Source organism: Methylobacterium sp. NEAU K, from assembly GCF_030700285.1.
Lineage (GTDB): Bacteria > Pseudomonadota > Alphaproteobacteria > Rhizobiales > Beijerinckiaceae > Methylobacterium.
Genome location: NZ_JAUYZJ010000009.1, coordinates 1 through 16,220 on the forward strand (window position 1 = coordinate 1; position 16,220 = coordinate 16,220).

The 16,220-nt window shown below is 63.9% G+C and carries 20 protein-coding genes and 2 pseudogenes; 10 read left to right on the forward strand and 12 right to left on the reverse strand.

Translation table 11 applies throughout. The features are described 5' to 3' along the window. Window positions 1-941: pseudogene (locus Q8W67_RS09340) on the reverse strand (IS3 family transposase); the annotation flags it as partial. 611 nt (window positions 942-1,552) lie between these two features. On the opposite strand from Q8W67_RS09340, the gene Q8W67_RS09345 reads away from it, so the two are divergent. Next, window positions 1,553-2,080: a DUF3280 domain-containing protein gene (locus tag Q8W67_RS09345; RefSeq protein WP_305544195.1), complete on the forward strand. Its 528-nt coding sequence runs from the start codon at window positions 1,553-1,555 to the stop codon at window positions 2,078-2,080. A gap of 66 nt (window positions 2,081-2,146) precedes the next feature. Here Q8W67_RS09345 and Q8W67_RS09350 read toward each other — a convergent pair whose 3' ends face one another. Next, window positions 2,147-2,389 carry a hypothetical protein gene (locus Q8W67_RS09350; protein ID WP_305544198.1) on the reverse strand — a complete coding sequence of 81 codons (243 nt, stop codon included), beginning with the start codon at window positions 2,387-2,389 and terminating at the stop codon, window positions 2,147-2,149. Between the two features lie 563 nt (window positions 2,390-2,952). Here Q8W67_RS09350 and Q8W67_RS09355 point away from each other — a divergent pair. Beyond that, on the forward strand, window positions 2,953-3,159 hold the full coding sequence (locus tag Q8W67_RS09355; RefSeq protein WP_305544201.1) for a hypothetical protein: 207 nt from the start codon (window positions 2,953-2,955) through the stop codon (window positions 3,157-3,159). Between the two features lie 157 nt (window positions 3,160-3,316). Next, a complete protein-coding gene (locus tag Q8W67_RS09360) occupies window positions 3,317-3,487 on the forward strand; it encodes a hypothetical protein (RefSeq protein ID WP_305544203.1) in 171 nt (56 codons plus the stop codon). A gap of 126 nt (window positions 3,488-3,613) precedes the next feature. On the opposite strand, the gene Q8W67_RS09365 is transcribed toward Q8W67_RS09360, so the two are convergent. Continuing rightward, window positions 3,614-3,976, reverse strand: a complete 363-nt coding sequence (locus tag Q8W67_RS09365; RefSeq protein WP_305544206.1) for a CsbD family protein — start codon at window positions 3,974-3,976, stop codon at window positions 3,614-3,616. 172 nt (window positions 3,977-4,148) lie between these two features. Here Q8W67_RS09365 and Q8W67_RS09370 point away from each other — a divergent pair, with 172 nt between their 5' ends. The 3 genes from Q8W67_RS09370 to Q8W67_RS09380 all read left to right on the forward strand — a co-directional run bounded on the left by Q8W67_RS09370 (window position 4,149) and on the right by Q8W67_RS09380 (window position 5,413). Further along, a complete protein-coding gene (locus tag Q8W67_RS09370) occupies window positions 4,149-4,592 on the forward strand; it encodes a hypothetical protein (RefSeq protein ID WP_305544208.1) in 444 nt (147 codons plus the stop codon). A gap of 9 nt (window positions 4,593-4,601) precedes the next feature. After that, window positions 4,602-4,997, forward strand: coding sequence for a phage holin family protein (locus Q8W67_RS09375; protein WP_305544211.1), 396 nt, complete (start codon window positions 4,602-4,604; stop codon window positions 4,995-4,997). A 62-nt stretch (window positions 4,998-5,059) separates the two neighbouring features. Next, complete coding sequence (locus tag Q8W67_RS09380; RefSeq protein WP_305544714.1) at window positions 5,060-5,413, forward strand: hypothetical protein; 354 nt, start codon at window positions 5,060-5,062, stop codon at window positions 5,411-5,413. A gap of 317 nt (window positions 5,414-5,730) precedes the next feature. Here Q8W67_RS09380 and Q8W67_RS09385 read toward each other — a convergent pair whose 3' ends face one another. Together Q8W67_RS09385 and Q8W67_RS09390 are read right to left on the reverse strand one after the other, a co-directional pair. Then, on the reverse strand, window positions 5,731-6,111 hold the full coding sequence (locus tag Q8W67_RS09385) for a nuclear transport factor 2 family protein (RefSeq protein ID WP_305544214.1): 381 nt from the start codon (window positions 6,109-6,111) through the stop codon (window positions 5,731-5,733). Window positions 6,112-6,330: 219 nt separating this feature from the next. After that, the gene (locus Q8W67_RS09390) at window positions 6,331-6,618 is read right to left on the reverse strand and encodes a hypothetical protein (RefSeq protein ID WP_305544218.1); all 288 of its coding nucleotides are present in this window, start codon (window positions 6,616-6,618) and stop codon (window positions 6,331-6,333) included. Window positions 6,619-7,329: 711 nt separating this feature from the next. On the opposite strand from Q8W67_RS09390, the gene Q8W67_RS09395 reads away from it, so the two are divergent. Continuing rightward, window positions 7,330-8,451, forward strand: coding sequence for a branched-chain amino acid ABC transporter substrate-binding protein (locus Q8W67_RS09395; protein ID WP_305544221.1), 1,122 nt, complete (start codon window positions 7,330-7,332; stop codon window positions 8,449-8,451). A gap of 305 nt (window positions 8,452-8,756) precedes the next feature. Here Q8W67_RS09395 and Q8W67_RS09400 read toward each other — a convergent pair whose 3' ends face one another. The 3 genes from Q8W67_RS09400 to Q8W67_RS09410 all read right to left on the reverse strand — a co-directional run bounded on the left by Q8W67_RS09400 (window position 8,757) and on the right by Q8W67_RS09410 (window position 10,364). Further along, window positions 8,757-9,209, reverse strand: coding sequence for a MucR family transcriptional regulator (locus Q8W67_RS09400; protein ID WP_305544224.1), 453 nt, complete (start codon window positions 9,207-9,209; stop codon window positions 8,757-8,759). Window positions 9,210-9,532: 323 nt separating this feature from the next. Beyond that, a complete protein-coding gene (locus tag Q8W67_RS09405; RefSeq protein ID WP_305544227.1) occupies window positions 9,533-9,721 on the reverse strand; it encodes a hypothetical protein in 189 nt (62 codons plus the stop codon). 10 nt (window positions 9,722-9,731) lie between these two features. Then, window positions 9,732-10,364: an acyl-homoserine-lactone synthase gene (locus Q8W67_RS09410; RefSeq protein ID WP_305544230.1), complete on the reverse strand. Its 633-nt coding sequence runs from the start codon at window positions 10,362-10,364 to the stop codon at window positions 9,732-9,734. Between the two features lie 106 nt (window positions 10,365-10,470). Between Q8W67_RS09410 and Q8W67_RS09415 the strand changes: the two genes are divergently transcribed. After that, complete coding sequence (locus tag Q8W67_RS09415; RefSeq protein WP_305544232.1) at window positions 10,471-11,265, forward strand: LuxR family transcriptional regulator; 795 nt, start codon at window positions 10,471-10,473, stop codon at window positions 11,263-11,265. A gap of 852 nt (window positions 11,266-12,117) precedes the next feature. Beyond that, window positions 12,118-12,877 (forward strand): annotated as a pseudogene (locus Q8W67_RS09420) (IS5 family transposase). An 89-nt stretch (window positions 12,878-12,966) separates the two neighbouring features. On the opposite strand, the gene Q8W67_RS09425 reads toward Q8W67_RS09420, so the two are convergent. From Q8W67_RS09425 to Q8W67_RS09430, 3 genes are all read right to left on the reverse strand, one after another. Next, window positions 12,967-13,227 carry a hypothetical protein gene (locus tag Q8W67_RS09425; RefSeq protein ID WP_305544235.1) on the reverse strand — a complete coding sequence of 87 codons (261 nt, stop codon included), beginning with the start codon at window positions 13,225-13,227 and terminating at the stop codon, window positions 12,967-12,969. Between the two features lie 266 nt (window positions 13,228-13,493). After that, window positions 13,494-13,775, reverse strand: a complete 282-nt coding sequence (locus Q8W67_RS26795; RefSeq protein WP_370693846.1) for a PilZ domain-containing protein — start codon at window positions 13,773-13,775, stop codon at window positions 13,494-13,496. Between the two features lie 559 nt (window positions 13,776-14,334). Next, the gene (locus tag Q8W67_RS09430) at window positions 14,335-15,387 is read right to left on the reverse strand and encodes a YeiH family protein (RefSeq protein ID WP_305544679.1); all 1,053 of its coding nucleotides are present in this window, start codon (window positions 15,385-15,387) and stop codon (window positions 14,335-14,337) included. Window positions 15,388-15,567: 180 nt separating this feature from the next. Between Q8W67_RS09430 and Q8W67_RS09435 the strand changes: the two genes are divergently transcribed. Then, a complete protein-coding gene (locus tag Q8W67_RS09435) occupies window positions 15,568-15,810 on the forward strand; it encodes a hypothetical protein (protein WP_305544247.1) in 243 nt (80 codons plus the stop codon). A 9-nt stretch (window positions 15,811-15,819) separates the two neighbouring features. On the opposite strand, the gene Q8W67_RS09440 is transcribed toward Q8W67_RS09435, so the two are convergent. After that, window positions 15,820-16,077, reverse strand: coding sequence for a hypothetical protein (locus Q8W67_RS09440; RefSeq protein WP_370693847.1), 258 nt, complete (start codon window positions 16,075-16,077; stop codon window positions 15,820-15,822). Window positions 16,078-16,220 lie beyond the last annotated feature (143 nt).

Genomic DNA, 16,220 nt, shown 5'->3' on the forward strand with positions numbered 1-16,220 from the left:
TCGATAGGCCTCGGCGGCGTACTGGCTGCCGCGATCGGAATGACAGATGAGCCCAGCGGCCGGGCGCTGCCGTTGGGTGGCCATCATCAGGGCGGCCGACGTCAACTCGGTCCGCATGTGATCACGCATGGACCAGCCGACGATCTTGCGAGTGGCGAGATCGAGCACGGCGGCCAGGTAGAGCCAGCCCTCGCCGGTGGGTAGGTACGTGATGTCGGCGAGCCAGACCGTGTTGGGCAACGCCGCCGAGAACTTTTGCTTCAGGAGATTGGGGGCGATCGGCAGATCGTGGCGGCTGTCGGTCGTGCAGGGCCGGAATCGGCGCCCTGCCAGGGCTCGGATGCCATGACGGCGCATCAGGCGCTCCACTCGCCCGCGACTGGCCGTTCGTCCCTCCGCACAGAGGGTGGCATGCACCCGAGGCGAGCCGTAGCGCCTGTGATGCCCGGCATGAATACGCCGGACGTCGTCGAGAAGGCGACGGTTGGACGCCGACCGGGCACTCTCGGGACGGGATCGCCAGTCGTAGTAGCCGCTGTGAGAGACTTCGAGCACGCGGCACATGAGACGCACCGGCCAGGTGCTCGCATGCTGCTCGATGAAAGCGAACGTCACTTGGGCATCTCCGCAAAGATGCCGATCGCTTTTTTTAGGACGTCGCGCTCCATGCGCGTCCGATCGAGTTCACGCCGCAGACGAGCGATCTCGGCGGCTTGGTCGGAGGGGGAAGCCACCGGGCTCGCAGCCGCGGCTCTTGGCGATGCTGCTGCCCGTGGTGGTGGTGAAGAGCCTCCCATCAGCGCCGTGCGCCACTGCCTCAGCATGGAGGGTTGGATCCCAAGTTCGGCCGCGATCTGCATCTGTGGTCGCCCGCTGCTTTCCAGCAGGGCCACCGCCTCGCGTTTGAACTCGGGCGTGAACTCCCGTCTCGTCTTCGCCATCAAACACCTTCCCAGCCCACAAGGAGCGTATCAGAGGTGTCCGTAGAGCCGGGGGAGGATCAGACTTCGTCTCCCTGGTGCTGGCGGTGCTCCTCAGCTTCGTCCTCGGTCCCATCGCTAAGCTCCTGCGTCGGCTGCACTGGGCCGCGTGCCGTCCGTCATCGTCGCCGGGCTGCTCGCACTCTTAGCTGAAGCTGCAGCGGCGGGGCGCTCGCCCGAACAGGACGCCGCGATCGACCAGTGGCTAGCCGAGCGCTGGGTCGCATCATGCAAGAGGTGGCGAGGACCGCCTACAAGACCGGAGGCGGCCGACAGGGGCGGCTTGCGGCATCGATACGCTTAGCGCCACCGCCAACGTCGGACCTTCTCGGACCGTTATTCCCAGACGTGGCTCTGTTTGCCACCCTGGTCGCCGTCTCCGCGATCGACGCCCTCGTCTATGCTGTGACGGCCCGCCATCGGGCGGGGGGGGTCAGCGCGGCCGATAGGAGCCTGAGGGGGTCGAAGCGCTGCCCCGATGGGCGTCGAACCATCCGCGGCAAATATCACAGCGCGACGGATCGCCCGCTCGTGCGTTCTCTGATCGACGTCAGATCACCGAGGGCCCACCCATGAAGCTCCGCACAAGCGGGCTGTCTGCCACCGTTGCGATGCTGTTCGCTGCCACGGTCGCTCACGCCGAGCCGCCAAAAGCCGCCGTCTTCGACTTCCAGCTCGCCAATCTCGGAGCCCAAGGGCCGACCGAGGCCGATGTGGCCCGACTCGGCCCTTTGAGCGATCTGCTTCGCGCTCAGCTCAAGGAGACGGGTCGCTACGAGATCGTCTCGACGGCCCCTGTGAAAGCGGACGTTGCCAAGGGTGCAGAGTTGCGCAAATGCGGCGGCTGCGCGGACGATTTCGCCCGCAGGCTCGGAGCGGATGTGGCGATCACGGGCGAGATCCAGAAGGTCTCGAACCTGATCCTGAACATCAACGTCTATGTGAAGGACTTGAAGGCCGGGACGCCCGAGCGGGCCTACAGCGTCGATATCCGCGGCGACAACGACGCCTCGTTCGATCACGGGGTGAAGTACCTCGTGAAGAACAGTCTCCCGCCGCCCGGAGCGGACGCCGACGCGACCCAGGGCAAGCACAAGTAGGATGGCTGCCCCGCCGGTCCCGTGCTCAGATCGGGCGGCGGGGCTGAGGCGGTACCGGATCAGCCGCTACACAGGCAAGCGCTGTAGGCGGACGAGACCGGCGTCCGTGATTTGCCACGTCGCGAAGGTGCCGCCGATATGCGGCCCGGCCTGCTCACCGAGCCATACGAAATCGCCTCGGCTTTCGAGGCTACAGAGGTGACCGTGGTCGCTCGGCCAAGCCCGATCCAGCGCGCGCTTGACGGAGATGCGCCCGTTCGTCGAGCGGGCGGCCTTCGTGAGGAGGCGGTGTTCGTGGTTGACCAGCAAGAGCATTCTCCAAAGCGAGCGGGGAGAAACTACGCAGGCACTGCGTAGCAGATTACCCAATCAGAAATGTTTGGCAACAGACGGGGCGCGGCCTGGCGCCCCCTCTGTACGGGCTGGGCGGCCACATCATAACGGCTCGCCCGGTTCCCCACCGCGAGGCGCTACGCGCCCCGATCGTCGCGGCCTGAACCGTTCATCTCTGGCGGCCCCGCGATAGGGGTGCTGTCCACCAGGATCCGGATCATCTCGGATCGATTTGCGAGCATCGTGGCAGGCGGCTCCCCGACCAGGGCTTTCCACGCTGCGACAAACTCGGATCGCGATATGTCAGCAAGTCCGTCCGTGCGCAGAGACAGCGGCTCGACCGGCTTGGCGCGTTCGTTGACCATCGGCACGGTACGCACATGACTCGATCCAGGTTTCGCGGCACTGCAACCAGGGTAAGCGTGGCTTTAACGGAGTGGTCGAAATGGAGTCACACCTTCCCCAGCCTGTAGTCGGACCGCGCCGCGGGATCGAACTCGGCAGTGGCGTCATCGAAATCGGCCTGGCATAGCGTGTCGATGACCGACAAAGTCCCGTACCCCTATGCCATCGAGGTCTCGCCGCTTCCCAAGCCGGAAGGCCATTTCCAATGGGCGATTCGTCGAAGCGGCAAGCTGATCGAGCGATCTGACCGTCCGCATCGCAGCGAGGCGAAGGCGTATGAGAGCGCCCTGGAGGCCGTCGAGCGGGCGATGAAGCCGGGCGCCGATGGCGGCCGTCGCTGAGCGCGCCAACGTCCGCATGGCCCACCTCAGCGCCGCAGAATCACGTCAGCGGTAGGCTAGAAATAAGCATGTTTGGATGGACGGCGGTTTCGGTAGACCGCCGCGGCAGCGAGCTTGGCGGCAGCGACGTTTGAGGTCCGGTCGAAACTGGAGATCGATGATGCTCAAGACGCTGACCGCTCTGATCCCGGCCGTGGCACTCGCCGCTGCCGTTTCGGCCACGCCAGCCTCGGCCAAGACCATCATTATCAAGAAGGGCGGCCATCACCACGGCTTCATGCACCATCACGGTAGCAAGAAGGTCATCATCAAGAAGCGCGAGGGCTGATAGGCCGTCCGCTCAACGGCCTCGTTTCTTGCAACGGAGACGAGGATCGCGTCCACTGCTAATGTGCGAGCCCAGGCCGCCACCCTCACGGCTCGTCCGGCCTCGCGCAAATGCGGCCGAGGATCTCTACCGGCGCCCGTGAATCGCCAGAGCGAGCAGGTAGCCGATCGCTCCCGCCATGACGGCCAGTACCAACGGTGACTCCTTGGCATACTGGCTGAGTGCCTCGTTTCCCTGGCGGTAGGCGCGCTCTGCGTCGGGATAGCGCTCACGAGCCCGATCGAGAGTGTCGCTGGCAAATTCCTTTGCCTGGCTCGCCGCGTCCCCGAGTGTGTCTTTGGCCTGCCTGTACCGGCTCTGAGCCGAACCCTTCAACTCGGTCGCTTTGCCCTCGGCCTGCATCTGTCGGTCTCCGCTTAGTTCGCCGGCAGCACCTTTGATCTTGCCGCCGACTTCCTTCGCGGCACCGGTGACCCGATCCTCGTCCATAGCTCTTCCTCAGAAATCCGATACCCGTGTGTGCAGGGCGTCATCGCATTGATAACGCGCGGTCAGCCCCATTGGTCTCGACGGCGGACTTGGTGACTATCGACAGCGCAGCGGAACTGTATCGAGCCCTCATGGTTCCCTCCGGTCCAGACTGCCCCGGAGGAACAGCCCGATGCCGAACGGTGCTCAAGATCACCGGCCAAGCGCAACCGATCCAGGTTTTGGTGAGGCGCGCGGCTTTGCCGACGCACTGCGCGATCAGGCCCAGGGCTATGTGGACAAGCGCAAGGCTGACGCGGCGCGGATGGTCTCGGATGTCGGCGATGCCATCCGAGTCACAGGCGCCAGCTTCGACGGCCTGCCGCAGCTGAGAGAGTTCTTCGATCAGGCCGCCCTCGGCGTCGATGAGTTGGCCGAGGATATCTCCCGGCGCTCGTTCAGCGAGATGTACGACGAGGTCCACGCGGCGGCCCGGCGCCGCCCCGCTCTGGCGACCGCAGCCGCCGCGCTAGCCGGCTTCGCGCTCTTCCGGCTCCTGAACCTGCACGCTGTCCGGCCGGTCCCACGCTCGCATGCCTTGGTTCCGGTCGACACGCTCCCGCAGTCGACTCTGTAGGAGGGCGAGATGGCTGAGCCCGGAACACGAAGCATCCCCACGCTCGTGGGCGATGCGGTTCGCGAATTGCGGGATCTCGTCGGCAGCGAGATCACGCTGTTCCGCACCGAGATGGCGCACGGCGTACGTCGCATCTCCCTTGGTCTGAGCCTCCTCGTCGCGGCGGCGGTGTTTGCGATCGCTGGCCTGTTCACGCTGCTTCTGGCGTTGGTGAAGGGTATCGCGGTTCTCGTACAGTCGGATGCCCTTGCGGCGCTGATCGTCGGAGGCGTCTTCCTCCTGCTCGCGCTCGGTCTGGGGCTGTTTGGGCGCAGCAAAGCGGCGCTCTCCGGTCTGGAGCCAAGGCGGACAGAACGGCAGATCAGACAAGACGCGCAGATTTTGACGGAGCGCAGGGACGCATGAGCAACTCACCGGATGCACTGGAGCAGGATGTCGAGGCGAGCCGCGGGCGGTTGGACCGCACGTTGGGCGACCTGCAGATGCGTCTGAACGCCCCGGGCATGCCCCGTAATCTCGCCGACCTACGACGCTCCGGGCAGGAGGCTGGCGAGGTCGTCGAACGCCTCGTCGCCGATGTGCGGACCAATCCCGTTCCAGCGCTGCTGATCGCAGCCGGGTTCGGCTTGCTCGTCTTCGAAGCCTTCCGATCGGCGGCGGACCGACGGCGCTTGGCGGTGGTCGCAGCTGGCTCCGCGGTTGCACCGAACGATCGACATCTTCCGGAGAATCATCAGGATCGGATGCGCGAGCGGCTCGACGATGCGCTGGAGGACAGCTTTCCCGGAAGCGATCCGGTCTCGGTGCGGATCACGAAATAAGGCGTTCGATCCTCGGCGATGCGGGCCAGCGCGTCGTGCCGGCTGCGATCCTGGGAAAGCGTCCGCCGGGCGGTCGACGGCGCGGCGTCCCTTCGGCCGCCCGATCGGGCTCGAGCCCGGCGAGATGCGAAACGGCGCCCAACGCGGGAGAACCTGCCTCGGGCGGAGCTAGTGGTCAGAACCTGACGCTTGGTACCCGCTTGCAGGACCCGCTACAGATAGATAGCGGCCGTTCGGGTCGAGCCACACCGCAGATGAAACAGGGAAGGCGCGCGTGTCGAGCCTGCCTCGTTGGCCTCCTTCATGGCGACCCGGTCTCAGACCATCTGCTCGACCCATTGCGCGCGGGAAGACCCCGGCTCGAACGCGTCGCCAAAATACTGGGTTTCCCGGATCACCTTCCCCTCAAGAAATTCCATAATGCTCACAGCGTAAGAGGGTCGTCCGTCATACATCAAAACATATTCGGTGACCCAGAGACCGCCTGCACCGATGATCCGCCGCACCGTAAAGCGCTTCCGGTTCGGTTGCGCTGCGCGAGACGACTGGATGCGTTGTCGCCCGCGGATGCGCTCGCCTGATTGCGGGTACTCAAGGACCGCCTCCTCACGGTAGATTTCGTGCTCCTGATCGAAATCGTTCGCGTCGGATGCGGCCCAATGACGATCCAGAGCCGCTCGAACTTCTTGATCGTTCATATTGAGCCTCCTTGAGCATGGCCGATGATCTTATGCCGTCATACCACGCGCTTGCCCCGGAACAGGCTTCCGGAGGTGTGGGGGAAGAGCTGCTGCATCGTGAGCGCTGAGTGGTTGAGAACGGGCGAAAGCCACCCTTGGCGGTGGGTACCAAGTCTCAGTTTCTAACCACTAGCAGTTCGACGGCGGAGACCACCACCTGTTCCGGCCGCATCCTGCTCAGCCTCGCGCGCGCCTTCCGTGCGGCGAAGTCGGGTCTTGTTGGCCGTCGGGCCCGCGATCCATCTCCCCTTTGATCGGCAGTCGACCCAAGACTGATCCTGCTTCATCCCGTACGATCAGCGTCCACGGCTGGTCTGGATCGACTTCGATCACCGCGTCCGCCATCTCGGCGATGACGCTGCGCGCCTCGGCGAGCGCTTGGTCGAGGTTCCCGGCTTCGGCACCCTCGCCGTCGCGGATCACCTCCTCGCCGCTCACGAGATCGAAGAAGTAGCGCGCGGACATCGACAAATTCCCTGACGCACGAACTCGGAGAGGAGCGGCCGCGGTCGCCTACGTAGTTTGACCGACCCTAACTCCGCCCTTTCGCGAAACAAATATATCCCAACGATTTACCTGTGTATGTATTCTGACTTGTGAAAATGTAAAATGTATGGCGTATTAGGTCTCTGTAGGTATCCAACTGCTCCGCATCTCGCACCCACTCCGGTGATGTATTGAGTTGAAAACAGCCAATTTAGGGGAATTATTATGCTTGCGATGCTCGAGGATTTGCCGCAGAAAGCGGATATTTCGATTGACATAAATAAATATAAACTGCGATCACACATCGCCAAGATGATCGCGAAAATTCAAGCCGATAAGCGAATTGCACTGGGTGACGACAAAGATAGCCTCGAACCTAGGACTTGATCGATCGCCCGCCACGTGCGCGCTCTTCGCCGCTCGTTGATCCGCGTAGTTTGATGGCCGTTCGAGGTGGGCCCACCGCGCTCAGCGCGACCCGGGCCTCGGACTGATCACGCTGCAGGGTTGCCCGCTGGAGCGATCGTCCTGGAAGCCGCCGGCCTTGGGCGTGGCCGCCGACGCAGGCCACGCGATGTCGAGCCCCTGAGCTATGCTCCCCAGAGCGTCGACCTGATCGTCAGGCACGCCGGCCGCAATCTTGCGTCAGGGCAGACCGATTGCCCCTGGGCGACGGTTTGAGAGGACGCCATGCGAGCATCGATATCCACCGCACTCCTCCTGGGCCTGCTGATGGCCAGCGCCGCGCAGGCGCAGGTCAAAATCGGCATCGTGGGTTCGATGACCGGGCCGAACGCGGCCTTCGGGGCGCAGATCAAGAACGGCGCGAGCCAGGCGGTCGAGGACATCAACAAGGCTGGCGGGATCAAGGGTCAGAAACTTGAGGTGATCATCGGCGACGATGCCTCGGATCCGAAGCAGGGCGTCTCGGTGGCCAACAAATTTGCGAGCGCCGGCGTGAAGATGGTCGTCGGCCATTTCAACTCCGGCGTGTCGATCCCGGCCTCCGACGTCTATCTCGACGCCGGCATCATCCAGGTCACGCCCGCCTCCACGAACGTGAAGTTCACCGAGCGCGGGATGTGGAACACGTTCCGCACCTGTGGCCGCGACGACCAGCAGGGCGCGGTGGCCGGCGCGTATCTCGCCGTGCACCTCAAAGGCAAGAAGATCGCCTTCGTCCACGACAAGACCCCCTATGGCAAGGGCTTGGCCGACGAGACCCTGAAGGCGCTCAAGGCCAAGGGCGGCAAGGACGTGATGTACGAGGGCGTCAATCCGGGCGAGAAAGACTACTCGGCGCTCGTTTCCAAGCTGAAATCGGCCGAGGTCGACGTGGTGTACTACGGCGGCCTGCACACCGAGGCCGGGCTGATCCTGCGCCAGATGCGTGACCAGGGGCTGAAGGCGCCGATGATGAGCGGCGACGGCATCACCGACAAGGAATTCGTGCAGATCGCCGGTCCGGGTGCCGAGGGCACACTGATGACCTTCTCGCCGGATGCCCGCAAGAACCCGAACGCCAAGGCGGCGGTGGCCGCGTTCAAGGCCAAGGGCATCGATCCGGAGGCGTACACGCTGTACTCGTACGCGGCGGTGCAGGTGCTCGCCAAGGCGATGGCCGAGACCGGCTCCAGCGACGGCAAGACGCTCGCCGACTGGCTGCACCAGGGCAAGAGCATCGACACCGTGGTCGGGCCGATCGCCTACGACAAGAAGGGCGACATCACGCGGCCGGACTACGTCATGTACGCGTGGAAGAAGGGCGCCGACGGCAAGATCGACTACACCGGCAACGAGCTGACGCAGTAAACCCTACGTCCGCCACACCCTCCGCTCCGGGGCTTGCGGCGCCCGATCTCGCCGAAGCGCTGCCAGGCGGCATCGCGGTGGCGCCGGAGGCGGTCTACGCCGATCGCCTCGATACAGCGTCGCGCGTTCTCACCGAGACGGCCGCGGGCGCACCAGTTCAACCAGGGACGCGCATCTTCTCGCCTATGCCTGAGCCTTCGACGCTGATGTCCGAAGCCACGACTGCGACTTCGTCGGTACCGGCTGGCCGTCGTGGTCGAACGCGAATCTGCATCGCTTGATCGGCGCAGAACCGACTGCACAGCCTACTCCGCGGCGTGCCGCGTCGCCTGCGCCCCGGGCACGCCGAGCCCGATCCGCTTGGCAATCGCCGAACGCTGAGCGGCGTAGCTCGGTGCGGTCATCGGATAATCGGCCGGCAGGCCGTAGCGGGTGCGGTACTGCTCAGGCGTGAGACCATGCGCGGTGAGGTGGCGCTTCAGCATCCTGTAGGGGCGCCCATCGATAAAACTAATCAGCGCGCCCTTCGTCACCGACTGGGTGATCTGCCCGGGGCTAGGCCGCTCGATGCCGGACGCAGGGATCGCGGACCCATCGGATGACCGATCCAAGTCGCAGAAGGCCCTGTGGATGGCCGTAAGCAGCTTTGGCAGGTCGTAAGCCGCGACGTGGTTGTGGGCCACGTAGGCGGACATGGTCCTGGCCGCGAGCGCGACGAACTCGTGGGCTTCCAGATATCGGACGGTGGTTCTGGGCATTGGAGATTTCCTCGCGTTGGCTGTTAACGGGGATGCATTCGGCGGGGTGACGGCACGCCTCGCCGCTTTGAGGCGCCGGGGCCTTTCGGCTGTCCGTCGTGCTCTGTCCGCTGCGCTCCACCTTCCGAGGGCTGATCACCGGTTGTGGATTGGCGCGCGATGTAGTGGTGACGCACAGATGCAGAGGCGACTCGCGGACCGAGAGCGTTCCGTCGCCGGGTCCTGCAAGGACCGCATGACAAGGCGCGGGTGCCGGGCGGCGGGTGGGTCCGCCGCTCGACACTTGCCGCACACCATCAGCCCGAGCCGATGGTGCGACAGGGTTACCGACTCAGCGTGGCGATGCGCCGCCCGAGTTCGATCAGCACCACGTCCACGAGCTCGCGTAGCTGCGGATCGAATAGTTCAGCCACGGTTTGACGGAGATCGAGTGCTTGCTGCACCGCTCGCTCCATGCGGCTAGCCATCTCGTCGGGTTCGCTGTCGTTGGCCAGCTTGCTGCTCATGACCATGGTGCTTTCTTCAGCTCGCCAGTCGAGCGGCCACGCGGCTTTCCGGAGTCAGAACCGATTCCGTGCTGCCGCGCATCTTTTGCAATTGCTTGAGGCTGCGGCCATCGAAGCCGGCATTGACCGCAACGATCTCGACGTCGTCGATCGTTTGCGGGAGCCCGAGCGGCAAAGCGTGGATATGCAGCTGCAGGAGCCGCAGGAGCCAACTCGTCGGCATCTCAGAGACGAAGCCTCTCAGACCTCGCGGCAGCCCCCACTCTACGATCGCCGTGAGGAGCGCCAGGGCGGTCGGATTGAGCCGACGGCCCGAGGTGCGCATGCTGTCGGCGACCCCGATCCGGCTCCACTCGACGATGTGCGGCGAGGACGGCGGAGCGGCCTCACAAAGCTGCGGCAGATGCTTGGACAGGACGTAAGGACGCGATGTCGGAAGGAGCCGCGAATAACCGACAACTTCATCGTCTTCGACGGCGAGAAGATGGACGGCATATTCGTCATCGAACTCGTCGATCTCGCGCCTGTCGTCTCTAGCGATGGCCGACCAACCCATTTCCTCGACGAAGATTTTGTGACGCAACCGCCATGCTTGCTCCATCAGCTCTTTGTTCCGATCGATGTCGGCCGCGGTGATGACTTGAATCATGAAACACCTCCTTGCTTGGTGTGCGCGCGCAACGGGGCGCGCGACACCACGCGAACGCGTGGTGTCGGCACGCTTGCTGCGCGTGCCCGCCAGTGTCGGATGAGAGGTGCTCTATTTCGTAGGCGAGGCCGCCGATCCGGGTTACCAGGAGCGGAGGACAGGAGCCGTCGTGAGCAGGAAGCCGCTCGATCACACGCTCAAGCTGCTGAAGGAGCTCGACCGAGCGGGCAGCGTGCCGGAGGTTGTGGCCACGGTACAGCGACAGCTTGCGGGCTTCGGGATCGATGCGATCATCGCGGGTCTGCTTCCCACATCGCTCGCGCTGAATGGCTTCAACCGCCAGTTCCTAGTCATGGAAAGCGTGCCCGACGAGTGGCGCCAGAGATATCTGCATCGGCGATACGCTGCGCATGATCCGATCGTCGCGCAGACCCTGCAACGACAGACAGGGTTTGCATGGAGCGATCCCGCTCTGCCGCCACCGACGTCGGCGACCGCCATCCAGATCATGAATGAGGCGGCCGACTTCGATCTACGCGACGGCTACACGGTGCCCTTGACGACCGTCGAGGGCGAGATCGGCGGGATGAGCTTCGCGGGTTCTCGGCTGGAGCTCGCCCCGGAGCATCGTGGCATGCTCACGCTGGTAGCAAGCTACGCCTTCGGTCACGCCTTACTCCTGCGAGGTCAGCCCATAGAGAAATCGGCGAAGCTGTCGCCGCGCGAACGCGAGACGCTCCAGTGGGCTGCAGAGGGCAAGACCGACTGGGAAATCGGAGAGATCATGGGGATTTCGGAACACGGGGTCGATTCGAACCTCCGCTGCGTGCGCGCGAAACTTCGGACCCGCAACCGAGCCCAGTCGGTGGCCGAGGGTTTTCGGCTCGGCCTCATCGTCTAAGTTGTTTGCAGGCTGCATTGACCGGACACGCAGCGGAGCCGCGACCTTGGCAAATCACGAACAGCACGACCGTCTCCTACAGAGTATCTCGGCAGCCCTAGGCGTTCATATCGCCGCCTTCACTGGGGATCTGACTTCTGAGCAGGACAGTGCGACGGCCTATCATCATGCAATCCTACTCCATCGGTTGATCCGAGCGTTTCGCTCGCTTCCCGACGATGACACACGACTCAAGGCGATTCGCACACTTGAGGAACTGGCAAATCAAACAATATAGTGCCAATATATTTCATCATCGCATGACCTCGTCGTGAGCCGCAAGATCTATTGCCAATCAAGTTTGGTCATAAGCGTCGTCTCCGGCCGCTGTGATTGAGTCGCAGCATTTGGTTGGACCGAAGACTTCGAAGGTCCGTTGGATGGCGTCCGAGAGATCCAGGACTGGTCGAACGGCGGCTGTGCGCAGCAGTGCCGTGAGATTGGCGACGTTTTCTCATCCTCATCTTAGGCGCGTTTGCTAGTTTGCCCCTGTCGGGCGATCGATGCCGTGTCTTAGGTGGCCATCCGGGACCCGGCGGCCGTCCGTCGGGTCGACTTCATCGGATGCCGCTCGGGAATGAGGCTCAGCAGGATCGTGGACGACCCATTCATACGTTCCGATTGCCGATCCGCTCACATCGGGGGTGAGTGAGCCGTGCTCGCCGCCCTTCAAGCATGCTCCAGCACCACTGGCCTCCCCGCGGGCGCGACCAACATCAGAACCGCATGATTCTAGAGCCTGAACCGAACCAAGCTCTTGCAGGTGCAATCATTTTGTGGTTCAGGGCCGCCGCTTGCAACACAGAGGCTGCGATGGCGGACCTGTTCTGGCTCTCGGACGGGCAGTGGGCGGAGATTGAGCCATTCATGCCCAAGAACCAGCCCGGACCTGAGCGGAAGGAGGACCGGCAGATCATCTCCGGCATCCTGCACGTGCTCATCTCCGGGTGCCGCTGGCGCGACTGCCCGTCGGCGCGTGGACCCCGCACCACGGTCTACAACCGCTTCAACAGGTGGTCGCGACGTGGCTTCTGGAAAGCGATGCTCGCCGCGCTGGCCAAAGCGGGATGGTCGGGTGAGGCGGCCGCCATCGACAGCAGCTACGTCCAAGCCCACCGCTCTGCCCATGGCAGCAAAGGGGGGCGAAAGCACAGGCCATCGCCCCGTCGCGCGGCGGCCAGACGACCAAGATCCACGCGCTCACCGATGTGCTCGGCCGGCCTGGCGTCCTCCTGCTGACGCCCGGCAACGACAGCGACGTGACGACCGCCCCGGCGGTGTTGGCCGAAGCGCCTGGCCGGATCTCCAGCGTCTGGCCGCTGACAAGGGCTACGACGCCGACTGGCTGCGCGCTGACCTACCCAAGAGCGGCATCACGCCGGTTATCCCGCGCAAGCGCGGCCGCAAGCGCCGGATCCGCCATGACAGGCTCCGCTATCGGGAGCGCTGGCGGATCGGGGCCACCTTCTGTCGCCTCAAAGACTTCCGCCGACTCGCCACTCGCTACGATAAGCTGGCTCGCAACTACGCCTCAGCCATCGCGCTCGCAGCCATCATCGCGTTCTGGTGCTGAACGGGCCCACAGGGCAGGATGTGTCTTAAATCAATTGGTCAGATCAAAAAGGCGGTGCAATTCTGCCGGGAATCGGCCGTATTTACATCTTATAAGGTATAAAAATCCAGCTTTCCGCATTGAACGCAGCGCCACGCTGAAATCCTCCTCCGACTATTCTCAAGTTGTTTTCGTTTGATTTTTGACTCCTGAGCGGCGGTTCCGCAGCCGACGACGACCGTCCCCTGCGCATCATTCAGGCCAGGAATGACTTCAACCCATTCTATTGGGAAAGTTTGCTGTTTGATGCTAAGCTGACCTTCCTGCATGGATGCGCCGCATTGAATGCACTTAGCCTTGACCTCTGACATATCAGCTCGACTCCTTTGAGGTCGGGCGAGTACAGGCACCACAAGCCGCAGCCATGTGAAATGTGCGGAAAATAATTAAATAGTGTTTATTGTTGCAGATCTAATTTTAATTCCAGGCCGTTTCTGCCAACGGGCACATTCTTAATCCACCGGTGCTCGCGTCAGTTGGTCGAACCCCCATGTCCGGCAGCTAAAGCAATCGCGCCCAATAGCGTACCTCAGCCGTTACGTTCGCGCTCGTCCCTGATGTTGATCGAGTCCAAACCCTAACCCGGAATGACGTCCGGCACACGGGCTCGGGGAGCCAGAAAGGCCACGCCCACCACATCCTCCCGTCGCCAGACGACACGCACCGTGGAGGCGGCGGGCTCCGCCCCGATCGCGAGGTCAAAGACGCGTGGAACGGTTGTCCCGGCCGAGAACGCCAGGCACGCCCCAATGGGTGAGAAGTTTAGGACGATGCAGCGTACGTCCGCCTCGCGGCCGGGCAAGCTTGCTCGGCCTTCAACGGTAGCCTGGACACGAAGTTTTTCGCGGCGCTGTTGCATGATGCGGGCCCTGCGCAAATGTAGCGCAGTGAGTACGCAGACAGATTTAAGACTTTGCGCTCACCGGCGGGGCGTCCCCATCGCCCGACTGGCCGCGCCCGCATGCGTCCATTCAGCTCAGGAGAATATCAGGATCGAGAACGGTCTGCCTGAACGCGGAGGCCTCGCGCCTGAGCTTCCGCGCAGGGCCGGGTAGATAGAGGCCATTGAGAGGAATACCGGCCGCTCCGAGACAGCTCAGGTCATCGAGACCACCGTGTGGCCGGGCGCGGACGCGAGCGACGACCGTTCGCGACAGAAGAGTCCGGCCCCCACCTCGCGGACGGGCTAGAGATAGGCGCTTTCGTGGGCCAGATTTGACCCGAAGCGGACCATTGGAATGCTGGCTTCCGGATATACAATATTATCCGGTCCAGGAGACTTATTTTGGCTGAAGGCGGCAAATTCACATTTGGACTTCCGACGCCAGATTCGGACATATCGCTACCCACCAACGGGGCAAATATTGTCCAAATACTTCGATGGTGTTCACGTCGTTTGTTGGCATCGACGAGCGAACTCAGGATATCCCGAGCACGTGGATGAGCAACAGGCTGGTCCCCACCAGCACCACCAGCGAGCCTGTCACCGCCAGCGTCACTCTGCCGCCGACGCGGGCGAGCACGCGCACGTCCACGCCGAGACCCAAGGCCGCCATCGAGAGCACGGTAAGGAAGCCGGCGAGGTGGGCGAGCGGCTTCACCGCCGCGTCCGGGATCACACCGATCGAGCGGCAAGTGGCGAGCGCCAGGAAGCCGAGGATGAACCACGGAACCAGCTTGGTGAACCCGACGCGCCCGCCCTTTCCAGATACGGCCCCCGGCTCGGCGGGCAGGCGGGCGGCGACGAGGGAGAAGAACAGGACGACGGGGCCGAGCATCAGCACGCGCACGAGCTTCACCAGGGTGCCGACCTGGGTCGAGAGCAGGCTCACCGGGACGGTGGCGGCCAGCACCTGCGGCACCGCGTAGACGGTCAGCCCGGCGAGCACGCCGTACTGGTTGTCGCTCATGCCGGCGAGCGGCACGAACAACGGCAGGCCGAGCACCATCAACACGCCGAGCACCGCGGTGAAGGCGATCGAGGCGGCGATGTCCTTGGGCTGCGCCCCGATCACCGGCGCCACCGCGGCGATGGCCGAGTTGCCACAGATCGCGTTGCCGCAGGCCACCAGGATCGCCATCCGCACCGGCAGATCGAGTGCCCGGCAGATGAAAAAACCCGCTACGATGCCGATCGCCACGGTGCCAACGATGCCGGCCAGCAGAGCCGGCCCGGAGGCGAGGATCGCCCCGAGGCTCAACGAGGCCCCGAGCAGCACGACCGCCACCTCAAGGAGCTGCTTGGCGGAGAACGCGATGCCGGTCCGGTAGCGCACATCCGGCGACCAGACCGTGCGCACGGCGATGCCCAGAAGGATCGCCAGTACCAGGGCCTCGACATAGGGGTGCTCCAGCACGCGCTCCTCCAGGGCTTGGGCCGCCACCGAAACCAGGGTTATGGCGAAGCACAGAGCGATACCAGGCAACAGGTTATGCCAGTTCGCCAAGAAGCCCGGCTTGTCGCTGGCCACAGGGGGCGGGACGGCGGGTACATTCGGGGACGCGTCATTGCTCACGGGACGGGTTCTTGCCTCGCTTTGAAGGAAACGGTCGTCGCTTTGGCCGAGTTGGGAAGAAACCACTCCGGGTGGACGAAACGTCGAAAGACGCATCCATTGAACCGACGGCGGTCAAGCGCGACTTTGCCATTCATGAACACTGGCTCCAGCATACGCCCCACGGCGACGTTCGACCCATTCGGCGAGCCCGTCCCCGAGGGCGTGATCAGCGTCTGCACGCGCGATGCCGTAGACCGGGCCGCCCGCCGGGTCGGCGGCGCGGTGTTCTGGAGCCTCGCCCTGCTCAGCCTAGGCGGCCGGGTCTATGCCTACGACATGCAGGTAGTAGCCGCGCAGGTGGCTGCCTACATTACGCAGATAGTGGCGATGCGCTGAGGCGCGTCCTCAGTATGCGTCCGTGAAATAAGAACCGATCGCCTTGGCATCGGCCTCTTCGATCGGCGCGCGATAGACGTTGATCATCTTGGTCACCTCGGAATCCGAGAACGCTTTGCCCTGCCCGAACGGCTGCGTCGCGATGTCGTCGACCGAGTGACAGCCCAGGCAATTGGCCTGCGCCGCCTCAAGCCCGGCCTCGTGGCCCGTGAGTGGCTTGAGCTGCGGCCATCGGCTCCGGCAGCGCGTAGGTCGTCGGGGCGGCATGCGCCGCAAACGAGCAAGTGCGGTCGCGAGCGACCGAAGGGGAGAGTGACCTCGTCGGCCAGGGCGGAGCGGCCGGCAAGGGCTGAGGCGCCCGGGCCGAACAGGACATCGCGTCTCAGCATTGTCTTGGCCCTCCCACGTTT